At 70.0% G+C, this 19,483-nt stretch carries 16 protein-coding genes; 1 reads left to right on the forward strand and 15 read right to left on the reverse strand.

Annotated elements, in window-relative coordinates:
• Window positions 1–31: 31 nt before the first annotated feature.
• From M2352_RS05430 to M2352_RS05500, 15 genes are all read right to left on the reverse strand, one after another.
• On the reverse strand, window positions 32–1,093 hold the full coding sequence (locus tag M2352_RS05430; protein WP_264663482.1) for a protein-glutamate methylesterase/protein-glutamine glutaminase: 1,062 nt from the start codon (window positions 1,091–1,093) through the stop codon (window positions 32–34).
• Between the two features lie 3 nt (window positions 1,094–1,096).
• On the reverse strand, window positions 1,097–1,750 hold the full coding sequence (locus M2352_RS05435; RefSeq protein WP_264663483.1) for a chemotaxis protein: 654 nt from the start codon (window positions 1,748–1,750) through the stop codon (window positions 1,097–1,099).
• Between the two features lie 3 nt (window positions 1,751–1,753).
• Window positions 1,754–2,671 carry a CheR family methyltransferase gene (locus M2352_RS05440; protein WP_264663484.1) on the reverse strand — a complete coding sequence of 306 codons (918 nt, stop codon included), beginning with the start codon at window positions 2,669–2,671 and terminating at the stop codon, window positions 1,754–1,756.
• A gap of 4 nt (window positions 2,672–2,675) precedes the next feature.
• Complete coding sequence (locus M2352_RS05445; RefSeq protein ID WP_264663485.1) at window positions 2,676–5,588, reverse strand: methyl-accepting chemotaxis protein; 2,913 nt, start codon at window positions 5,586–5,588, stop codon at window positions 2,676–2,678.
• A gap of 124 nt (window positions 5,589–5,712) precedes the next feature.
• Window positions 5,713–6,237, reverse strand: coding sequence for a chemotaxis protein CheW (locus M2352_RS05450; protein ID WP_264663486.1), 525 nt, complete (start codon window positions 6,235–6,237; stop codon window positions 5,713–5,715).
• 45 nt (window positions 6,238–6,282) lie between these two features.
• Window positions 6,283–8,538: a chemotaxis protein CheA gene (locus M2352_RS05455; RefSeq protein ID WP_264663487.1), complete on the reverse strand. Its 2,256-nt coding sequence runs from the start codon at window positions 8,536–8,538 to the stop codon at window positions 6,283–6,285.
• Window positions 8,539–8,597: 59 nt separating this feature from the next.
• Entirely contained in the window at window positions 8,598–8,975 is a 378-nt protein-coding gene (locus M2352_RS05460; protein WP_319802020.1) for a response regulator, read from the reverse strand.
• Window positions 8,960–9,271: an STAS domain-containing protein gene (locus tag M2352_RS05465; RefSeq protein WP_264663489.1), complete on the reverse strand. Its 312-nt coding sequence runs from the start codon at window positions 9,269–9,271 to the stop codon at window positions 8,960–8,962. The genes M2352_RS05460 and M2352_RS05465 overlap by 16 nt, the downstream gene beginning before the upstream one ends.
• Window positions 9,272–9,342: 71 nt before the next feature.
• Window positions 9,343–12,138: a sensor histidine kinase gene (locus tag M2352_RS05470; protein ID WP_264663490.1), complete on the reverse strand. Its 2,796-nt coding sequence runs from the start codon at window positions 12,136–12,138 to the stop codon at window positions 9,343–9,345.
• A 76-nt stretch (window positions 12,139–12,214) separates the two neighbouring features.
• The gene (locus M2352_RS05475; RefSeq protein WP_264663491.1) at window positions 12,215–12,421 is read right to left on the reverse strand and encodes a hypothetical protein; all 207 of its coding nucleotides are present in this window, start codon (window positions 12,419–12,421) and stop codon (window positions 12,215–12,217) included.
• Complete coding sequence (locus M2352_RS05480; protein WP_264663492.1) at window positions 12,421–14,646, reverse strand: 3'-5' exonuclease; 2,226 nt, start codon at window positions 14,644–14,646, stop codon at window positions 12,421–12,423. Before M2352_RS05480 ends, M2352_RS05475 begins: the two co-directional genes overlap by 1 nt.
• Window positions 14,643–15,026, reverse strand: coding sequence for a response regulator transcription factor (locus M2352_RS05485; protein WP_264663493.1), 384 nt, complete (start codon window positions 15,024–15,026; stop codon window positions 14,643–14,645). Before M2352_RS05485 ends, M2352_RS05480 begins: the two co-directional genes overlap by 4 nt.
• 216 nt (window positions 15,027–15,242) lie before the next feature.
• Window positions 15,243–16,259 (reverse strand): SPOR domain-containing protein, encoded by a 1,017-nt coding sequence (locus M2352_RS05490; RefSeq protein WP_264663494.1) that lies wholly within the window; start codon window positions 16,257–16,259, stop codon window positions 15,243–15,245.
• Window positions 16,260–16,472: 213 nt separating this feature from the next.
• Window positions 16,473–17,558 (reverse strand): transporter substrate-binding domain-containing protein, encoded by a 1,086-nt coding sequence (locus M2352_RS05495; protein WP_264663495.1) that lies wholly within the window; start codon window positions 17,556–17,558, stop codon window positions 16,473–16,475.
• Between the two features lie 17 nt (window positions 17,559–17,575).
• Window positions 17,576–18,619, reverse strand: a complete 1,044-nt coding sequence (locus M2352_RS05500; protein ID WP_264663496.1) for an amino acid ABC transporter substrate-binding protein — start codon at window positions 18,617–18,619, stop codon at window positions 17,576–17,578.
• A gap of 191 nt (window positions 18,620–18,810) precedes the next feature.
• Between M2352_RS05500 and upp the strand changes: the two genes are divergently transcribed.
• Complete coding sequence (gene upp / locus M2352_RS05505; protein WP_264663497.1) at window positions 18,811–19,461, forward strand: uracil phosphoribosyltransferase; 651 nt, start codon at window positions 18,811–18,813, stop codon at window positions 19,459–19,461.
• Window positions 19,462–19,483 lie beyond the last annotated feature (22 nt).

Below are 19,483 nucleotides of genomic sequence, written 5' to 3' on the forward strand. Positions count from 1 at the left end.
CCCGGCTGGCCGGACCCCGCATCCCCCTCCCTCACGCCTTCGGCCGTTCACCGATGGCGTCGAAGGCCCGCAGCATCTCCGCCGGGATCTGCCCCAGCGGCAATTCTATGGCAACGCCGCCCAACTCCTTGGCGGCACGGGGCATTCCATACACCACACAGCTTGCCTCCGTCTCCCCGATCGTGAAGGCGCCGGCATCGCGCATGGCCTTCATGCCCTGGGCCCCGTCGCGGCCCATGCCGCTCAGGATCACGCCGACGGCATGGTTGCCCGCCACCCTGGCCACCGACTGGAACAGCACGTCCACCGACGGGCGATGGCCGCTGACCTGCGGGCCGTCCTGAATCTGGCAGGCGAAGCCCGTCCCGTCCTTCACCACCGCCAGGTGCCGGTCGCCGGGGGCGATGTAGACCGTGCCCTGCACCAGCCGGGCGCCGTTGGCGGCGACCATCACGCGGGGCGGGGTCTGCTTGTCCAGCCGGGTGGCGAAGCTGGGAACATAGCTTGGCCCCATGTGCTGGGTGATGACAATGGGGGGGCAATCGGCGGGCATCATGGCCAGCACGTCGCGGATGCGCTCCACACCGCCGGTCGAGGCGCCGATGGCGATGAAGCGGTTGCCGGCCCCGGCCTTGCGCGGGGTGGCCAGCGGCTTCGGCGCGCCGGGGTTGACCCGGCGCATGCCCAGCCGCGCGGTGGCGGCGATGCGGATCTTGCCGGCCAGTTCCGCCGCCATGGTCTCGAACCGGTGGCCGTCGGACCCGTCGGGCTTGGCGACGCAATCCACCGCCCCCAGTTCCAGCGCGCGGATGGTGGCGTCCGATCCTTCCTGCGTCAGGGAGGACACCATCACGACGGGGGTGGGGCGCAGGGTCATGATCTTGTCCAGGAAGGCCAGCCCGTCCATCCGCGGCATCTCCACGTCCAGCGTGATGACGTCGGGGTTGGTGGCCTTGATGACCTCGCGGGCTTCGAAGGGATCGCGGGCGACGCCCACCACCTCCATCCCGGCCTCGTTGCCCAGGATATCCTTCAGCATCTCCCGCATCAGGGAGCTGTCATCGACGATGACGACGCGGATGGGGCGCGGCATGGCTCAGTCTCCGAACAGTTCCACATCGCCCTCGATGGGGCGCTGGCGCAGGGTGGAGCGGAACTGCATTTCCTGCGTCACGGTTTCGTTCAGCGCTTCGGCGCGCAGCAGCTTGCGCATGGCGCGTCCGGTATGGGGGAAGAAATGGACCCGCCGGGCCGAGGTTCCCCCCAGGTCCTGGCCGGTCACCGACAGCCCTTCGCGCTGCAGGTAATCCAGGACGAAGGCGCCGTTCCTGCGGCCCACGTCGAAACTGCTGTCGATCACGCGGGCACCGCCGAACACCTTGGCTTCCAGCCGGTTGCGCTTGCCGCCGCGCGACAGGATGTCGTTGATCAGCCATTCCATCGCCACGCTGCCGTAGCGGGCGGCGGCATCGGCCCCGCCGGTTTCCGAATCCGGCACCTCGGGCAGCAGAAAGTGGTTCATCCCCCCCACCGCCGCCGCCGGATCCCAGATGCACGCCGCCACGCACGACCCCAGCGTGGTGACCATCATCACGTCGGGACGGTCGCTGACCTGATGGTGGCCCAGAAAGACCTTCAGCGTGTGGGCCTGGAACTGGGGATTGAAATAGCCGCCGGCCTTGCGCCCGCCGGCCTTCGGCCCGGTTCCCGCCGCCCTGTCGCCCAATCGCCGGCTTCCGATGCCCGTCATGGCCTACAGCCTCCGGTAAATGGTGGGGCCGGCCTGCTGGAAGCTGTTGGACACTCCGTACAGGCTTTCCGAATGACCGAGAAAAAGGTACCCGTCCTGGCTGAGCAACCGGGCGAAGTTTTCTATGACATGCGTCCGCCCGGCGCGGTCAAAGTAAATCAGCACGTTGCGGCAAAAAATCGCGTCGAACGGTCCCTTCATCGGCCACGGTTCCAGCAGGTTCAGCGGCTTGAAGGTGATGAGGCGCTTCAGCTCGTCGTCCATCACGATGGCCGGGTCGCCGCCCGGCCCCCGCTGGCGGTGGGCGTAGCGGTCGCGCAAGGGGCCGGGGATGCCGGTGGCGTGGTCGGCGGCATAGACTCCGCGTCTGGCCGTTTCCACCATGTTGGTGTCGATGTCGGTGGCCAGGATGCGGGCGTCCCACCGGCGGATGTCGGCGCCCAGCGTGCTGGCGACCACCATGGCGATGGTGTACGGCTCCTGCCCCGACGAGCAGCCCGCCGACCAGATGCGCAGGCGCGGGCGGGATTGCCCCGTCTGCCGCTGGCGCACGCCGGGCAGCACCACCTGGGCCAGGTGCTCGAAATGGTGGCTTTCGCGGAAGAAGCTGGTGAGGTTGGTGGTCAGCGCGTTGACCAGGAAGTTCACCTCGCGCGCCGCCGCGTCGCTTTCCAGCAGCGCGCAATAGGCGTCGAAATCCTTGAGGTTCAGGTCGCGCAGCCGGCGGGCCAGCCGGGAATAGACCATCTCCACCTTGTGGGCGGCCAGATGGATGCCGGCAAGCTGGTAGATCATGCCGGCGATGAAGTCGAAATGACGCCGCTCGAACGGGAATTCCCGCTGCCCCGAGGTGGCGGGGGGAACGGCGTCCCCCGCTTTGCCGTCCCCCGCTGATCCGGTCCGGTTGATGGTGCGCTGCATGGGCTCAGGCCGCCTGACGGCGCATGCGCGCCCGCACGTCCGCCGCCAGCTCGTCCAGATGGGTCAGCACGGTGCGCGACAGCGCCTCCAGCTCGCCCAGCAGCCGCTTGGCCTCGTCCGCCTCGCCCGCCTCGTGGGCGGTCAGCGCCCGGCGGCCCAGATCGTGGAAGCTGGCGTGGGGGTCCAGAAGTGCGGTGAAATGGGGGCTGGAGCGCACGGTGGCGTCGGTCACCGTGTCGTACCACTTGCCCAGCCGGCAATGGTGATGGTCCGACAGCCCCGCCGCCGTGGCGTCCCCATGGCCGGCGATGGCGTTGGTGACGTTTTCCAGGAACGTCACATGGTCGATCTTGGTGTTTTCGATCAACTGGACGTGGCGGGACAGGTCGCTGCTCCCGCGGCCCTGGGCGGCGGCGGCGTCGAGCGCGAAGAAGGTCATCTGTTCGCGCAGATTGTGGGCCTGCTCCTCCAGCGACCGGGCGGCGGCGGTGCTTTCCTCCACCAGGGCCGCGTTCTTCTGGGTCATCTCGTCCATTTGCGCCACGGCGTTGTTGATCTCGTCCAGGCCGCCGGCCTGTTCGGTGGTGGCGCGGGCGATTTCCGCCACCAGATCGGCCACCCGCGTGATGCCGTCCACGATGCCGGTCAGGGTGTCGCCGGCGCTGGTCACCAGATCCACGCCGTCGCGCACCTGGGCGCCCGAATCGAGGATCAGTGCCTTGATCTCCTTGGATGCCTGGGCCGAGCGCTGGGCGAGGTTGCGCACCTCCTGCGCCACCACGGCGAAGCCGCGTCCGGCATCGCCGGCCCGCGCCGCCTCCACCGCGGCGTTGAGCGCCAGCAGGTTGGTCTGGAACGCGATTTCGTCGATGACGCCGATGATGTCGCTGATCTTCTGCGACGAGCGTTCGATGCGGCGCATGGCCTCCACGGCGGATGCGGCCACGTCGCCCCCGCGCCGGGCGGCCTTGCGGGCGTCGGCGGCGAAGACGTTGACCTGCTGGGCGTTGTCGGCGTTGGAGCGCACGGTGGCGGCCATCTGCTCCATGCTGGCCGCGGTCTCCTCCAGCGAGGATGCCTGCTGCTCGGTGCGTTCCGACAGATCCAGGCTGCCGTCGGCCACCTCGCGGCTGGCCTGCCCGATGGCGTCGGACGCCTGGTTGATCCGCCGCACGATCACCGACAGCTTGTCCACGGTGGCGTTGAAGTCCTCCTTCAGCCGGTTGAACACGCCCTCGTACCGCTTGTCGATGCGGCGCGACAGGTCGCCCTGGGACAGGGATTCCAGCAGGGAGGCCAGTTCCTCGGCCACCTCCGACACGTTCTGGGCCAACTGGTTGATGCCGTCGCTGACGGTGCGGGCGAAGCCGGCCTTGCCGGCCAGATTGATCCGGCGGGAGAAGTCGCCCTGCACCGCGGCCCCCACCATGTCGCTGATTTCGCGCTCGATGGCCAGTTCGGCGGTCAGATCCTTCCATTCCACCACCGTGCCCAGCCGGTCGCCGTGGCGCCCGATCACCGGGCTCAGGGTGATGGCCAGCGTGCGCCCGCCGATGACGATCCGCGCCGCGTGGCTGCCGGACAGGCTGTCCACCATGCGGTGGATGCGGGCGGCGTCCTTGTGGAAGGCGTCGAAGTTCATGCCCGTCAGCGCCTGGGCATCGAAGCTTCGGATCTCCTTGCGGATGTCGGCCTGCGCCTCGGTGAACATGGCGGTGATGGCGCGGTTGGCGTAGCGGACGGTGCCGTCGGTGTCGGCCATCATGATGTTGGCCGACACCGCGTCCAGCGCGATGCGCGAGCGCAGCGCCTCCACCGATTCGTCCTTGAAGGCGGCGACGGCGCGGGCCATGGCCCCCACCTCGTCGCGGTCGCCGGTGTGGGGCACGGTGACGGTCAGGTGGCCGTCGGTCAGCGCCTCCATCGATTGCTTGACGGCATCCAGGGGCCGCACGATGGACCGGGCGATGGCCGCCGCCGCCCACAGCCCGGCCACCAGCGACACCAGGGCGATCACCGCGGTCAGGATGACCGAGAAGCGGGCATCGTCCGCCGCCGCCGTGCCCAGCGCGTCCTGGTCGGTGTCGGCGGCGGCGACGATGGCGCGGGCGGCCTCGGCGGCCTTGGCGCCGACGGCCACCATCACCTCGTCGCGGTAACGGTTGATCTCCTTCATCTGGCCGGCGGCGAAGCGGAACCCGTCGCGGTAGGTGGGGATGGCCGCGGTGACCGCCGTGATCCGGTCCTGCAGGCCGGCCCCCGCCGGCAGGGCGGCGGTCTGGCGCAGGAAGGTTTCCATGGCGGCGATGTTGCGGTCGATGGCCGGTTCCAGGTCGATTTCGGCCAGACCGATGTAGCGGCTGACGTACAGGCGGGCCAGAACCCAGGATTTCACCGCCTGCTCGCTCTGGTGGATCACGTCGGGGTCGCGGGTGGCGACGGCGGCATCGACCAGCGCGTCGAACAGGCCGTTGATCCGCTCGCCCGCCGGGGCGAGCTGTTCGCGCCGGTGGGTGTCGGCATCGTTGCGGAGCTGGCGGGCGCGGTCGAAGTCCCGCTGATAGGCGTCGTTGGCCGCGGCGAAGGCGCTGAACAGGGTTTCATGGGGCGTGGCACGGATCAGGGCGGCGGAGTCCGTCAGCTTCTGCTCGATGGCGCGGCGCTGCTGCTGCACCCCCTCCACATAGCGGGGGTCGCCGGAATAGAGGTAGTTGCGCGCCTCGATCCGCAGGCTGGCCATGCGGCTTTGCAGGTCGCCGGCCAGCGACGCCTCGTCCGATGACAGCATCAGCGTGCGGACGTTGGCCCCGCTGCGGCCGACGTTGAGCAGCCCCAGCGCCGCCTGGGCGGCCAGCAGCACCAGCAACAGCCCGAACGCCAGCCACAGGCGCCGCGTGATCGTCAGATTCGCCATCATGCCCACTTCCCCCCTGTCGCGCGCCGTTTCCCCGGCGCGTGAACCGTCGCTTATTCTGCTCTGCGTGCCTTATCGGGCGGCGCCGGTTGCCTGAACTGACCGTTGGTAGGCGTGCGGCCCCGCCCTAGACCGGGATCTTAGCGGGATCGACGTCGCCGGTTTCCGTGGCGAAAAGCCGCTCGACGCTGAGCAGGGTCACCATACGGCTGTCGGCGGTGTAGAGGCCCGACAGGTATTCGGCGTCGATCATGCCCGCCTCCACGTCGGGGGGCGGCTTGATGTCGTCCCGGCGGATGGTCAGGATGTCGGAAATGGCGTCCACCAGGATGCCGCGGGTGCGTTCGCCCACCTGGATCACCACCACCACGTGACGCTTGGTCACGTCGGTCGCACCGCCGCCGAAGCGGGCGCGCAGGTCGAAGATGGGGATGATGATGCCGCGCAGGTTGATCACCCCGCGGACATAGGGGGGCAGGTTGGGCAGGCGGCTTTCCGGCGTCCACCCGCGGATTTCACGCACCGACAGAATGTTGACGCCGTACTCCTCGGTTCCCACCGTGAAGGTGACGTACTGTTCTTCCGCCGACGTGACCATGGCCACGTCGGTGCGGACGGCTCCGACGGTGGCAAGGGCGGTCGAGTTGCTCATCTCCAAGTGGCCTCCAGCCGTTGGCGAGGGTCAAGTCAAAGGGGTTCAGGCCGACGGGGCCGGCAAGGCCGCGGGCGGTGCGGCCAGTTGGGCGGCCATGGTGGCGGCACGGGTGCCGGCGTGGTCGGCGTGCCGGCTCATCTCGCGCAGGCCGGCCACGTCCAGGATCAGCGCCACGCGCCCGTCGCCCAGGATGGTGGCGGCGGCCACCCCGTCCAGGCGGCGGAAATTGGCCTCCAGGCTCTTGATGACCACCTGCTGCTGGCCCAGAACCTCGTCCACCACCAGCCCCAGCCGCGATCCGTCCTCGGTCTCCACCAGCACCACCAGCCCGCGGGTGGCATCGCCCTGGGCATGCGGGATGCCGAACAGCTTGTGCAGATAGACCAGCCGCACGTATTCGCCGCGCGCCATCATCACGTCGCACTGGCCGACCAGCCCGTGCAGATCCTCGGGCTTGGGCCGCAGGCTTTCCACGATGTTGGTGAGCGGCAGCACGAAGCGCTCCTCGCCCACCGAAATCACCATGCCGTCCAGCACCGCCAGCGTCAGCGGCAGCGACAGCACGAAGCGCGACCCTTCGCCCGGCGTGGAATAGACGCCGATGCGCCCGCCAAGGGAGGAGATGTTCCGCCGCACCACGTCCATCCCCACCCCGCGGCCCGAGATGTTGGACACCTTGTCGGCGGTGGAGAAGCCCGGCAGGAAGATCAGGTTGTCGATCTCTTCGTCGGTCAGGTTGCTGCCCGGCGCCACCAGCCCCTTTTCGATGGCCTTGGCCAGCACGCGGGGGCGGTTGATGCCGCGGCCGTCGTCGGCCACCTCGATCACGATGCGGCCCGAGCGGTGCTGCGCCGACAGGTGCACGGTGCCGGCCCGCGGCTTGCCCACCCGTTCGCGCTCGTCCGGCCCCTCCAGCCCGTGGTCGATGGAGTTGCGGATCATGTGGGTCAGCGGATCGACGAGGTTTTCCACCACCGTCTTGTCCACCTCCGTCGTCTCGCCCGAGGTGACGAGCATCACCTCCTTGCCCGTTTCCCCCCCCAGCTCGCGCACCAGACGCGGCATGCGGGAGAAGACGCTGGACACCGGCTGGGCGCGGATGGACATCACGCTTTCCCGCAGCTCGCGGGTGTGCTGGGCCAGTTGCTCCAGCCCCTCCAGCAGTTCCTGGAACTCGCCCTGGGGCAGTTCGCGCACGTGTTCGGCGATCATGGCCTGGGTGATGACCATCTCGCCGACCATGTTGACCAGCCGGTCGATCTTGTCCAGGTCCACGCGGATGGTGTGGCTGGTCAGCCCGGCGTGTTCGCCGCCCGCCGGGCGCCGCGGGGCGTCGGCCTTGGGTGCGGCGGCCGCTGCCGGGGCCGCCGAGGCGGAGGCCGGGGCGGCGGCCACCGGGACCGGATCGGGGATGGCGGGGGCCGCCGGTTCCGCCCGGGGGGCCGGTTCGGGGACGGGGATGGGGGGCGGGGCGTTGGCGGTGATGCGGATGTCGCATTCGTCGGCGACGAATTCGAAGACGTCGTTGATGTCCTCGATCTCCACGTCGCCGGATGCCACCAGCTCCACCGTCCACCACAGGTAAAGCTGTTCGCCCTCCATGGCCTGAAGGGCGGGCAGGGCGTCGGTGTGGCAGGTGATGGTGGCCTCGCCCAGCCGGCGCAGGGCGCGCAGCATGAACGTCGGCTCGTTGCCCGAGAGCAGGAGGTCGGATTTGGGCTTGAAGACGATGGTCCAGCGGGTCAGCCCGTCCGACTCGCCGGCCTCGGCCCGGGCGGCGTCGAGGGCGGCCATGGCATCGCCGAAGATGCCGGCCTCGTCGTCCTCGTCGTCGGGATAGGCGGGAACGTCCGCGGCGGGGGCGGCCGCCGGGGCGGCGGGGGCCGCGTTGCCGGCGTGCGCATCGCCGCTGCCGCCGGCCAGGAAATGGCGCAGCTTGTCCACCACGCCGCCGGTCACGCCGTCGGGCGTCTCGCCGCCCTCGCGGGCATAGGCCAGCAACTGGCCCAGCACGTCGTTGGCGCGGATCAGCGTATCGACGAGCGCGTTGCTGACGGGGATCGTCTCGTTGCGCACGCCGTCCATGACGGTTTCGAATTCATGGGCGAAGGCCACCAGATCGGTGAAGCCGAAGGCGCCGCCGCCGCCCTTGATGGAATGGACGGCGCGGAAGATGGCGTTGACCTCGTCCAGGTCCACCGCCCCCGGCGTCAGGTTCAGCAGCCCGGTTTCCGCCACCGCCAGCAGCTCGGCGCTTTCGTCGAAATAGGTCTGTTTGAAGCGGCTGAGATCTTCCACCGACGTGCCCTCCTGACGGGATTGGGGCGGACGCTGCCGCCGGCCCGTTCGTTACGGCCTCAGCCGCACACCTTCTTGACCACCGAAATCAGCTTTTCCGGGTTGAACGGCTTGACGATCCAGCCGGTGGCACCGGCGGTGCGCCCCTCGGTCTTCTTCCGTTCGTCCGATTCCGTGGTCAGCATCAGGATCGGCAGCGTGCGGTGGGCGGGGGACGAGCGCACCCGGCGGATCAGGGTCAGCCCGTCCATCACCGGCATGTTCAGGTCGGTGATGATGAGGTCCACCTTGTTGGCGGCCAGGACCGACAGCGCCTGCTGGCCGTCGCCGGCCTCCACCACCTCGTACCCCGCACCCTTCAGGGTGAAGGACACCATGTCGCGCATGGTGCGGGAATCATCGACGGACAGAACCTTCTTCTTCACGACTGGCTCCATTGCTTCAGCCACGGGCCGAGGCCCAGATCGTCACAGGTGTCGCGCAACGCCTCCGACGGGGTGGCGATGACGAAGCCGCGGCCGGTTTCGGTGGCGTGGGCGGCGGCAACCAGCATGGCCTGCACGCACGCCGTGGACACCCGTTCCACCGCGTCCGCCGCCAGCGTCACGCTTTCGCCGGTCTGGAAGCCGTGGCGCAGGCTGTCCACCAGCGGTTGAGCCATGGGCAGATCCAGGTCGCTGGGCAGGCCCAGGCGCACGCGCCCGCCCTCCTCGCTCCATTTGATCAGGGTCACCGCCGTTCCTCCTCTGCCGCCAACCCATCCGGCACCGTCCGTGACCCTGCCAGACTAGGGATAAGGATTCGTTAAGGACGCTGGCGGGCCGCTGCCGCATCGGTAACCCCCGCCGGGGGGATGGGGCAAGAGGACGCAAAGGGCATGGTGAAGGAAAAGGTGGCCCCCCGTCCCGGCGCGCTGTCCACCCACAGCCGCCCGTGCAGGTGCTCCACGATGCGCTTGCAGATGGCAAGGCCGAGCCCCGTGCCCTGGGGCTTGTCGGTCATGGTGTCGCCCACCTGCCGGAAGCGGTCGAACACGGCGGCGTGGTGTTCGGGGGCGATGCCGGGGCCGTCGTCGGCGACGCGGACCAGAACCTCCCCGTCCCCGGCTTCGGCGGTGACGGTCACGTGGCCGTTCTCGGGCGTGAACTTGGCGGCGTTGGACAGCAGGTTGACCACCACCTGGACCAGCCGGTCATGATCGCCCAGCACCGGGGGCAGGGCAGGGGCCAGGGTGACGGCGAGCGCGATGCCCTTGTCCTGGAAAAGCTGGGCGGTGGCGGTGGCGGCCTCGTCCACCATCCGGGCAGGGTCGAGCGGGGCGATGGTCCAGTCCATTTCCCCCGCCTCGATCTTGGCCATGTCCAGCACCTGATTGATCAGGCGGGTCAGCCGCTCGCTCTCGCGGATGATGATGGACAGGAACTGCTGCCGCTGCTCCACCTCGGCGCCGGGATCGTCGAAGAGGATTTCGCTGAGCGCCCGGATGGAGGTCAGCGGCGTGCGCAGCTCGTGGGTGACGGTGGACAGGAACTCGTCCTTCAGCCGGTCCAGCTCCTGAAGGCGCTCGTTGGCGGCGCGCAAGGCGGCGGAGGCGCGTTCAAGTTCGGCGGTCTTGTCTTCCAACTGGCGGCTGTATTCGATGACGTGGCTGGTCTCGTCCAGCATGCGCATCAGCTCGGCCCGGCTGACCTCGGCCCCCGTGGCCGCCGATGCCAGCGCCACGCGGGCCGAGGCCGAGCCGATGGCCCCCGACAGCAGCCGCTCGGCATGCCGCACCAGCCCGGCGGGGGCCGGGCGGCCGGGCGCCGGCACCGCCTTTCCCCGCTCGGCGAAATAGGCGGCGAAGGCCGCCTCCGCGCGCTGGGGGCCGAGGAAGCGTGCGACGATCCGTTGCAAGCCCTCCACCTCCACCCGTCCGCGCCACGGGCGCTCCCCGCCATCCCCGCCGCCGCCGGGGGGAACCGTTTCCGTGAACGCCTGGGTGAAGGCGGTGGCCTGGGCGCGTTCGCCCAGGTCGGGATCGTCCAGCAGCGACACCGCCACGTACAGGCCGATGTTGACCAGCATGCTCCAGAACAGGGCATGGCTCAGCGGGTCCAGCCCGGTCAGGCCGAACAGGGCATAGGGCTTCAGCACCGCCACCCCCCACGGCCCCGCCTCGATGAACGAGGCCGGCAGCCAGCCCGACCGCGCGAACGACGGCAGCAGCAGGGTATAGGCCCAGACGGCGATGCCACCGCTGAGACCGGCCAGCGCGCCGCGCCGCGTGGCCCCGGCCCACATCACCGCCCCCACCAGCGCCGGGGCGAACTGCGCCACCGCGGCGAAGGAGATCAGGCCGATGGCCACCAGCGCGTACGCCTGGCCTGTGAAGCGGTAATAGGCGTAGCCCAGCAGCAGGATCATCACGATGGCCGCCCGCCGCACCCGCAGCAGCATGGGCGACAGGTCGGGCGTGCGCTCCATCTCCTGCCGGCGGAAATGCAGCAGCAGCGGCATCACCAGATCGTTGCACACCATGGTGGACAGCGCGATGGCCTCGACGATGATCATGCCGGTGGCCGCCGACAGCCCGCCGATGAAGGCCAGCAGCGCCAGCCACGGCGCATCCCCGGCCAGCGGCAGCGACACCACGAACACGTCGGGGTCCACCGCACCCCGGTGATGCAGCAGCCCCGCCACCGCCACCGGCAGCACGAACAGGTTGATGAGCAGCATATAGAGGGGGAACAGCCACAGGGCGCGGGTCAGGTGGCGCTCGTCGGTGTTCTCGATCACCATCACCTGGAACTGGCGGGGCAGGCACAGCACCGCGGCCAGGGCCAGCAGCGTGGTGGTCACCCACACCCCGTCCCCCATGGCCGGGCCGTCGGTCAGCAGCCGGGAAATCTCCGGGTGGGCGGCGGCGCGGGCGAACAGGTCCGCCCCGCCGCCGTTCATGCCCCACACCACGAACCCCCCCACCGCCAGAAAGGCCAGCAGCTTCACCAGCGATTCGAACGCCACCGCCGCCACCATGCCCTGGTGGTGCTCGGCGGCGTCGATGTGGCGGGTGCCGAAGATGATGGCGAAGGCCGCCATCCCCATCGCCACGTAAAAGGCGTTGTCCAGCACCACCGGCAGCACCAGCCCGCCGCCGCGGCCCGTGGGGTCGGTGCCGGTCAGCACGTCGAAGCTGACGGCCACCGCCTTCAACTGCAACGCGATGTAGGGGGTGACTCCCACCACGGCGATCAGCGCCACCAGACCGCCCAGCCCCTGGCTGCGGCCATAGCGGGACGCCAGGAAATCGGCGATGGAGGTCACGCGCTGGGCCTTGGCCACCCGCAGGATCTTGCGCAGCAGGAACGGCCCGGCCAGCATCAGCAGGGTCGGGCCGAGGTAGATGGGCAGGAACCCGATGCCCAGCGCCGCCGCCCGCCCCACCGACCCGTAAAAGGTCCAGGTGGTGCAGAACACCCCCAGCGACAGCGCGTAGACGTACGGGGAGGCGATGACGCTGCGCCCGGCCTCCGCCCGCCGGTCGGCCCAATGGGCCACCGCGAACAGCACCGCCAGATAGGCCGCCGACACCGCCACCACCGTGGTCCAGGGCATCATGGGCGCGCGCTCCCCGCCGATCTCCCCCTCCCCCCCTCCCCGGGGGGGAGAGGGGGATATGGGGGGGCGTGGCCTGTCATGGCCGTTCCACCAGCCAGGCGAACACCGCGATCACCGCCGCCCACACCCCCAGGACATACACGTACAGGAGCGGCCAGCCGAACACCGCCGCCTCCGCCCCGAACACCCGCAGCAGCGGCGGGTTGAAGGCGACGGCGGCGAACAGCAGCAGGGCGATGATCCGCTCCCGCCGCCGCCCGCCCTTCCGCCCCGGACCCGGCATCAGAACACCCGCTCGCGCGCCGCCAGTTCCACCAGGATGTTCGCCTTGCGGATGGCGTCGTCCAGCGTGCGCACCTCGCGTTCCCGCAGCATGTCGATCATGCGCAGGAAGATGGCGGCGGTGACCAGACTGTCACCAAGGGCCGTGTGGCGGTCCACCACCTCGATCCCCAGCCGCTGGGCGATGCCGTCCAGCGTGTGGTCGCCGTCCGCCCCCTGGAGCATCCGCGACAGCAGCATGGTGTCCAGCACCGGGGTGTCGAAACGCACCCCGGTCTTGGCTTCCTTCATCTTCAGGAACTTGAGGTCGAAGGCGGCGTTGTGCGCCACCAGCACCGCCCCGGAGACGAAGGCGCGGAACTGCGGCAGCACCGTGCCGATGGCCGGCTGCCCCGCCACCATGGCGTCGGTGATGCCGTGGAACGGCACCGATTCCGGCGGGATCGGGCGGCCCGGATTGACCAGGGCGTTGAACGTCTCCCCCGTCAAGATGCGGCCGTTGACGATGCGCACGGCGGCGATCTGGATGATCTCGTCGCCGCCCGACGGGGACAGCCCCGTCGTTTCGGTGTCGAACACCACGTAATGCAGCCGTTCCAGCGGCGTCTGGCCCAATTCGCTGGTCACCAGCGGCTGGTGCAGCAGGTTGAAGTCGAAGAACTCGGGCCGGGTGCTGGCCGGAACCGCGGTGATGTGGGCCGAGGGCGGCGATTGCGCCGGCGGCAGCGGCACCCGCAGGCGGGCCATGCCGGGGGCGCCGTTCTCGCCGCTGTGATGGGCGGCGTCGCACCACAGGGTGCTGCGGTGGTGCTGAAGCACGTCGCCGACGGTCAGCCCCCCCAGCGCGTCGGTCAGGGGATCGTCCAGCCAGGAATCCACCACCCCGCTGGGCAGCGGCGTGCCGGCCCAGGTGATGTCGGCATAGACCCACTGCCCCTCCGCTTCCGCCGACAGGTCGAAGGCGGTGGCCCCGGTGCGCGCGTGGATGCGGCGCAGCAGGTGGTCCAGCAGGATCACCAGGCTGTAGCTGTCCACATGCACCCACTGCGGCAGGCCGGTGGGGGTGACGGTGAAGGGCGGCTCCGGCCTGTCCTTTTCCCCCGCGGCCCCGCCGCCGGTTGCCCGGTGGCAGACAAGGTTGATGAGGTTGGAGGAATGGATGTCGCTCATGGGCCACGACCCGGCCATGACCGAGCGGTACGCGGCGGTGACCGTTTCCAGCCGGTCGGACAGGGTGGTGGAGGACTCGGCCATGGCCTGCTGGAACGCCGCCAGATCGTCCGCGCCCAGGTCGGGGTTGTCGATCAGGGTTTCCAGGGCCGCGCGCAGGTTGGCGATGGGGCCGCAGAACCCCTCCGTCGCCTCGCGCAGCAGGGCGTCGCGCTGGCCCAGCGCCTTCAACTCGCCCGTCGCGTCGGACAGGGTGACCACATAGCCGGTGATGGCCGGCGGCTCGCCGTCCACGCCGCTGTCCTGCAGCAGCACGCTCATGCGCCCGTTCAGCAGGATGCGCCCGTCGGTGGTGCCGGCCACGAACTGGGCGGTGTTGCCGTGGGCGTGGGTGCGGTGCCGCCCCTCGCGCACGCGCAGGGTCAGCCGCTCCAGCGTGTGCTCCACCGGTTCGGCCAGGACGAAGTGCAAGAGGTTGCGGCCCAGTCCCAACTGCCCGGTCAGGCGCAGGACGTCCACGGCCTTTTGATTGTACAGCAGGATCTGGTGGCGGGTGTTGCACACCAGAACCCCGTCGTGCAGGTCGTGCAGGATGGCGGCCAGCCGCTGCTTCTGCTCCTCGGCCTGAGCGGTGGATTCGCCCACGGCGCGGTCGATGTCGCGGCGGGCCGCCACCAGCTTGTCGGACAGATCGTTGATGGCGCGGGCCATGTCGGCCAGATCACCGTAGCGTTCCAGCGGGATGCGCGCCCCGGCGGTGCCGTGGCCGATCACGCGCGCCTCCGCCGCCAGGGCGGAGCCGGCGCGCAGGATCTGGCGCTCCACCACCCACCACAGCCCGCCGACCGCGGCTGCGGCGGCCCCGGTCATCAGCACGGCGTAGGCGGTCAGCGGATCGGCCACCGCGTCGCGCAGGACGAACCCGGCCCCGGCGGCCACCGCCATCAGGCTGGCCCCCGCCAGCCGGAAGGCCAGCGGCACCAGGGCGCGCGGCGGCTTGGACGGCTTTGCCGCGGGGGCGGGGTGGGCCGTGCCCTCGGCCATCGGCAGGCTCATGACGCCACCCCGTCTTGCGGCAGGTGCCGGCGGACCAGCGCCACCAGATCGCGGGTGGAGAACGGCTTGGTGATATAGTCGGTCGCCCCCAGCGCCATCCCCTTCTGCCGTTCCACGTCGCGGCTCTTGGCCGTCAGCATGATGATGGGCAGGGATTTCAGCGCCGGATCGGCGCGCAGCGTCTGGCACACGTCGAAGCCGTCGCGCTTGGGCATCATGGCGTCCAGCAGGATCAGGTCGGGGGCGGCGTCGGCCACGGACGCCAGCGCCTCTTCCCCGTTGCGGGCGATACGCACGGCGTATCCCGCCTTTTGCAGCAGAACCTGCAGCGACAGGACGATGCTCGGTTCGTCGTCCGCCACCAGAATCGTCGGCTTCATGGCGGGGCGTCCTCCTATGGGGCTGTCTTTTTTATCGTTTGTGCGCCGGCTCTCCGTCCGGCGGCCCCATGGTAGCGGCAAGGATAATTTCTAATCAAGGACGGCGCCGACGCAAAAGGGGCGGAATGCCCCTCTGCGGCGAAAGATCCGCTCCGCTCTGGTCTTACCAATGTCGGTTTGTAATGCGTGTGCGGCGACAGTGCGGGCCGGCACCCTTTATTTGGCCGAGACGATGTAGCCGTTGATGCCCAGCTTGCTCTTCAGTTCCGACGCCAGATGCTTGGCCTCGTTCTGGCTGTCGGTGCCACCCACGCGCACGGCGCGCCACGACTGGGCGTTCTGGTCGGTCCAATCGACGGTGTAGGCGCGGAAGCCGTGGCTGTTCAGCCTGTGCAGCAGGCTGTCGGCGTTGGCGGCATCGCGGAACGTGCCCACCTGCACCGAATAGCGCCCGTCGGGGATGCTGCGGGCGGGGGTGGCCGGCTCCTCCGGCTGGGTACGGGTGGGCTTGACCAGCACGGGCGGGCGCTGGGGCCCCTGGGGAACCTTGGGCGCCAGGGCGGCCTGCAGCGCCGCGGTGTCGGCGGGGGGGATGGCGGCGACGGCGTTGCGCGGCGCCTCGCTGGGCGGGCTGGCCGGCGGGGGGGCCACGGCCACCGCCATGGGCGGGGCCACCGGCATCCCGCTGGAGGGCGGGGCGACCGAGGGGATGGGAACCGTCTGGGTCTGGAGCTGCTGTGCCGGCAGGGACGGGGAGGCGCCGGCAACGCCGCCGGGACGGGCGATCAGCCCCTCCGGTGCCGCACCGGAACGGGACACCAGCCCCTGGGGCTGGGCATAGCCCGGCGCTTGGGCATAGACGGGATTTTGGGGATAGGCGGGGCTTTGGCCGGACGGGGCCATGCCCTGTCCGGCCATGCCGGTTCCGCCGCCCGCGGCGGCGGGCGGGGCGGTCAATGTCTCGGCGTTCTGGGACGGGATCAGGGCGCCCGGCGCCGGCGCCGGCGGTGCCGCCGAGCGGGAACCGTCCAGCACCACCACGGCCAGCCCGATGCCCGCCGCGGTCAGCAGCGCCAGCGCGATCTTGCCATAGGGCATCTGCCGGGGGGGCTCGTCCTCCCCCTCGTCATCGGCGTCGTCGGCGTAGCCGTCCGCCGCGGGTGCCTTCGCGTCGGGCCGGATGTCGTCGTTCAACGCGCGCAGCAGCTTTGCGATGTCATCGTTGTCGGACATCGGGTCTCCTGCCATCGATCCGGCGGCCTTCTTGCTATCCTTCACAGGTCTCGGCCTTCACGGGGTGGGGCGCCACCAGCACCCCCATGTTGTCCGACGATGCCCGCATCCCTTAGCGGATGCGAACGGAACCGGATTTTTCTAGCGCATTTTGCCGGTGGGTGGAACGCCGATGCGGGGGCCGTTTGTGAAAAAGAACGGTTGACCCGTGGTTCAGCCGCCCAGCGGCGGGGCGAACAGCAGCCCCCCGTCGGTCCACAGGGCGTTCAGCCCGCGCTCCAGTTTCAAAAGGGAGTTGCGGCCCAGATTCCGCTCGAAGATCTCGCGGTAATTGCCGGCCTCGGCGATGGCGCGGCGCAGCCATTGGTCGTCCAGCCCCAATTCCGCCCCCATGGCGCCGCCGAAACCGGGCATCATCCCCAGAAGCCGTGCCGTCTCGTAATCGGTTCCCGGCTTGGGGAACGCGGCGTCGTCGGAGGTGATGTTGTGCTCTTCCGCCAGCAGGGCGGCGAAGAAGACCCAGCGCACCACCCGTTCCCACGCCGGATCGCCGGCGGCGATGGCCGCGCTCAACGGTTCCTTGGCCAGGATGCCGGGCAGGATGGTGTAGTCGGACGGCACCGGCGCGTGCAGCGCCCGGCGGGCGAACAGCGCCGTGCGGTCGGCGGCCAGCAGGTCGCAATGATGGTTGAAGAAGGCGGTCGCCGCCGCGTCCACCGTGGGGCTGCGCCGCACCATCAGCCGCACGCCGCGGATCCGGGCCCAATCCTCCAGATTGCGCACGGTGGTGGTGCCGTCGGCCACGCACACGGTGGAATCCTGCACCTTGTCCAGCGCGGCGATGCCGGCGGATTTGTGCACCATCAGCCCCAGCCCGTCGTACAGGGCGACATAGGGGAAGACCAGCCCCGGTTCCCCCTCCCGCCTCAGGGTCCAGGTGGTGGAGGCCATCAGAACATCCACCCCGCCCGACGCCACCACCGCCAGCCGGCTGCGGGTGTTGAGCTCGACGAAATCCACGTTGCGTCCGCTGCCCGTCACCGCGGCGGCCAGGGCACGGCACAGGTCGGGGAAGAAACCGATCCACCGCCCCTGTTCATCCAGGGTGGACAACCCCTGTCCGCTGGGAATCACCCCGCAGCGCAGCATGCCGTTGGCGCGCACGCGCGCCAGGGTGCCGGCGGTTCCCGTGCCGGTGGGCGTGCCGTCGGCACGGGCGGGGGCGGGCGTCAGGGCGGCCAGTACCACCGTCACCGCCAGCAGGGCCGCGATGCGCCCCACGATGGTCCGTCCGGTCATGCGCATTCCCCTTTCCATCAGCCGCCCAGCGGCGGAGCGAACATCAGCCCGCCGCGCGTCCACAGGTCGTTCATCCCCCGGTCGATCCCCAGCGGCGAGCCGTGGCCCAGGTGGCGTTCGAACAGCTCGCCGTAATTGCCCACGGCTGCCAGCACCCGCAGCACCCAGCCGTCGTCCAGCCCCAGCGCCGCCCCCACCCCGGGATCGGTGCCCAGCATGCGGCGGGTTTCCGGCAGCACGTCGGTGCGCCCCTTCAGCGCCGGGGCGTTGGCCGCGGTGATGCCCAGCTCCTCGGCGGCGACCAGCGACAGCACCACCCAGCGGACGATGCGTTCCCACCGCTGGTCCCCCGCCGCCACGGCGGGCGAGATGGGTTCCTTGGAAATCACGTCGGGCAGGATGATGTAGTCCGAGGGCACCGGCGCTTTCAGCAGGCGCTGGGCGAACAGGCTGACGCGGTCGTTGGTCAGCATGTCGCAATGGTGGTTGAAGAACGCCGTCAGCGCCCCGTCGGTGGACTGCACCGTGCGGATGGTCAGCCGGGCGCCGGGGTTGGCGGCGGCCCAGCGTTCCAGATTGCGCTGGGTGGTGGTCTCGGCGATGACGCACACGCTGGCCCCGCGCACGTCGGCCAGCCGCGCCACCCCCAGCGAGCGGTGGGCCATGAAGCCTTGTCCGTCGTACATCTGCACCACGGGAAAGGATACGCCCAGCCGCCCCTCGCGCTCCTGGGTCCAGGTGGCGCCGGCCACCGTCATGTCGGCGGTGCCGTCGGTGACCGCGGTGAAGCGGTTGCCCGACGCGGTTTCCAGGATCTCCAGATTGTCGGCGCTGCCGGTGACGGCGGCGGCCACGGCACGGCACAGATCCACGTAGAACCCCTGCCACCGCCCCTGTTCGTCCAGCACCGCCAGCCCGGTGCCGCTGAGCGACACGCCGCAGCGCAGGAAGCCGTTGCGCTGGACCCGCTCCAGCACCCCGTCGCCGGCCCGGGCCCCGGCGGTCCCCAGGCCGGACACCAGCATCAGGGCCGCAACGAACCATCCCAAACGCATGGGCATGTCTCTCCGTATCCGGGGGGGGGCGGGCCGGGCGCGTGCCGGCGGGGAAAACAGGGGGCCGCCAACAATCGGCGTTGAAACGGGCCGTGGTCAAGAGCGGCGATGCGCGGCCCGCTTCACCCGGCGTGCCGGGCAGGGTAGAGTGGTCCGTCCACTTCATCCATACCCCTTGACCAAGCGGCGGGAGACTGATGCGCGCCCATCCCGATCACCCTTCTCTGTTCATTCTCGATCACCCGCTGATCCAGCACAAACTGACGCTGATGCGGGACAAGACCCGCTCCACCGGCGGTTTCCGCACGCTGCTGCGGGAAATCTCGCTGCTGATGGGGTACGAGCTGACGCGCGACCTGCCGCTGACCACCGAGCGGATCGAAACCCCGCTGGAACCCATGGACGCACCCGTGATCGCCGGCAAGAAGCTGGCCATCGTGCCGGTGCTGCGCGCCGGGCTGGGCATGGCCCAGGGGCTGCACGAGCTGGTGCCCTCGGCGCGCGAGGGGCACATCGGCCTGTACCGCGACCACGACACCAAGCAGCCGGTGGAATATCTGGTCAAGCTGCCGGAAGCCGAAGGCCGGCTGTTCATCATGGTCGATCCCATGCTGGCGACGGGCAATTCCGCCGTCTACGCCTGCGACGTGCTGAACCGGCACGGGGTGGACGACGAGAACATCCGCTTCATGGCCCTGGTGGCCGCCCCCGAAGGCGTGCAGGTCTTAGCCAAGGCCCACCCGCGGGTCAAGATCTTCACCGCCGCCCTGGATTCGCACCTGAACGAGGACGCCTACATCGTGCCCGGCCTGGGCGATGCCGGCGACCGCATGTTCGGGACCAAGTGACGTTTGAAGAAATCTGACTGAC

The sequence above is a fragment of the Azospirillum fermentarium genome (assembly GCF_025961205.1).
Lineage (GTDB): Bacteria > Pseudomonadota > Alphaproteobacteria > Azospirillales > Azospirillaceae > Azospirillum > Azospirillum fermentarium.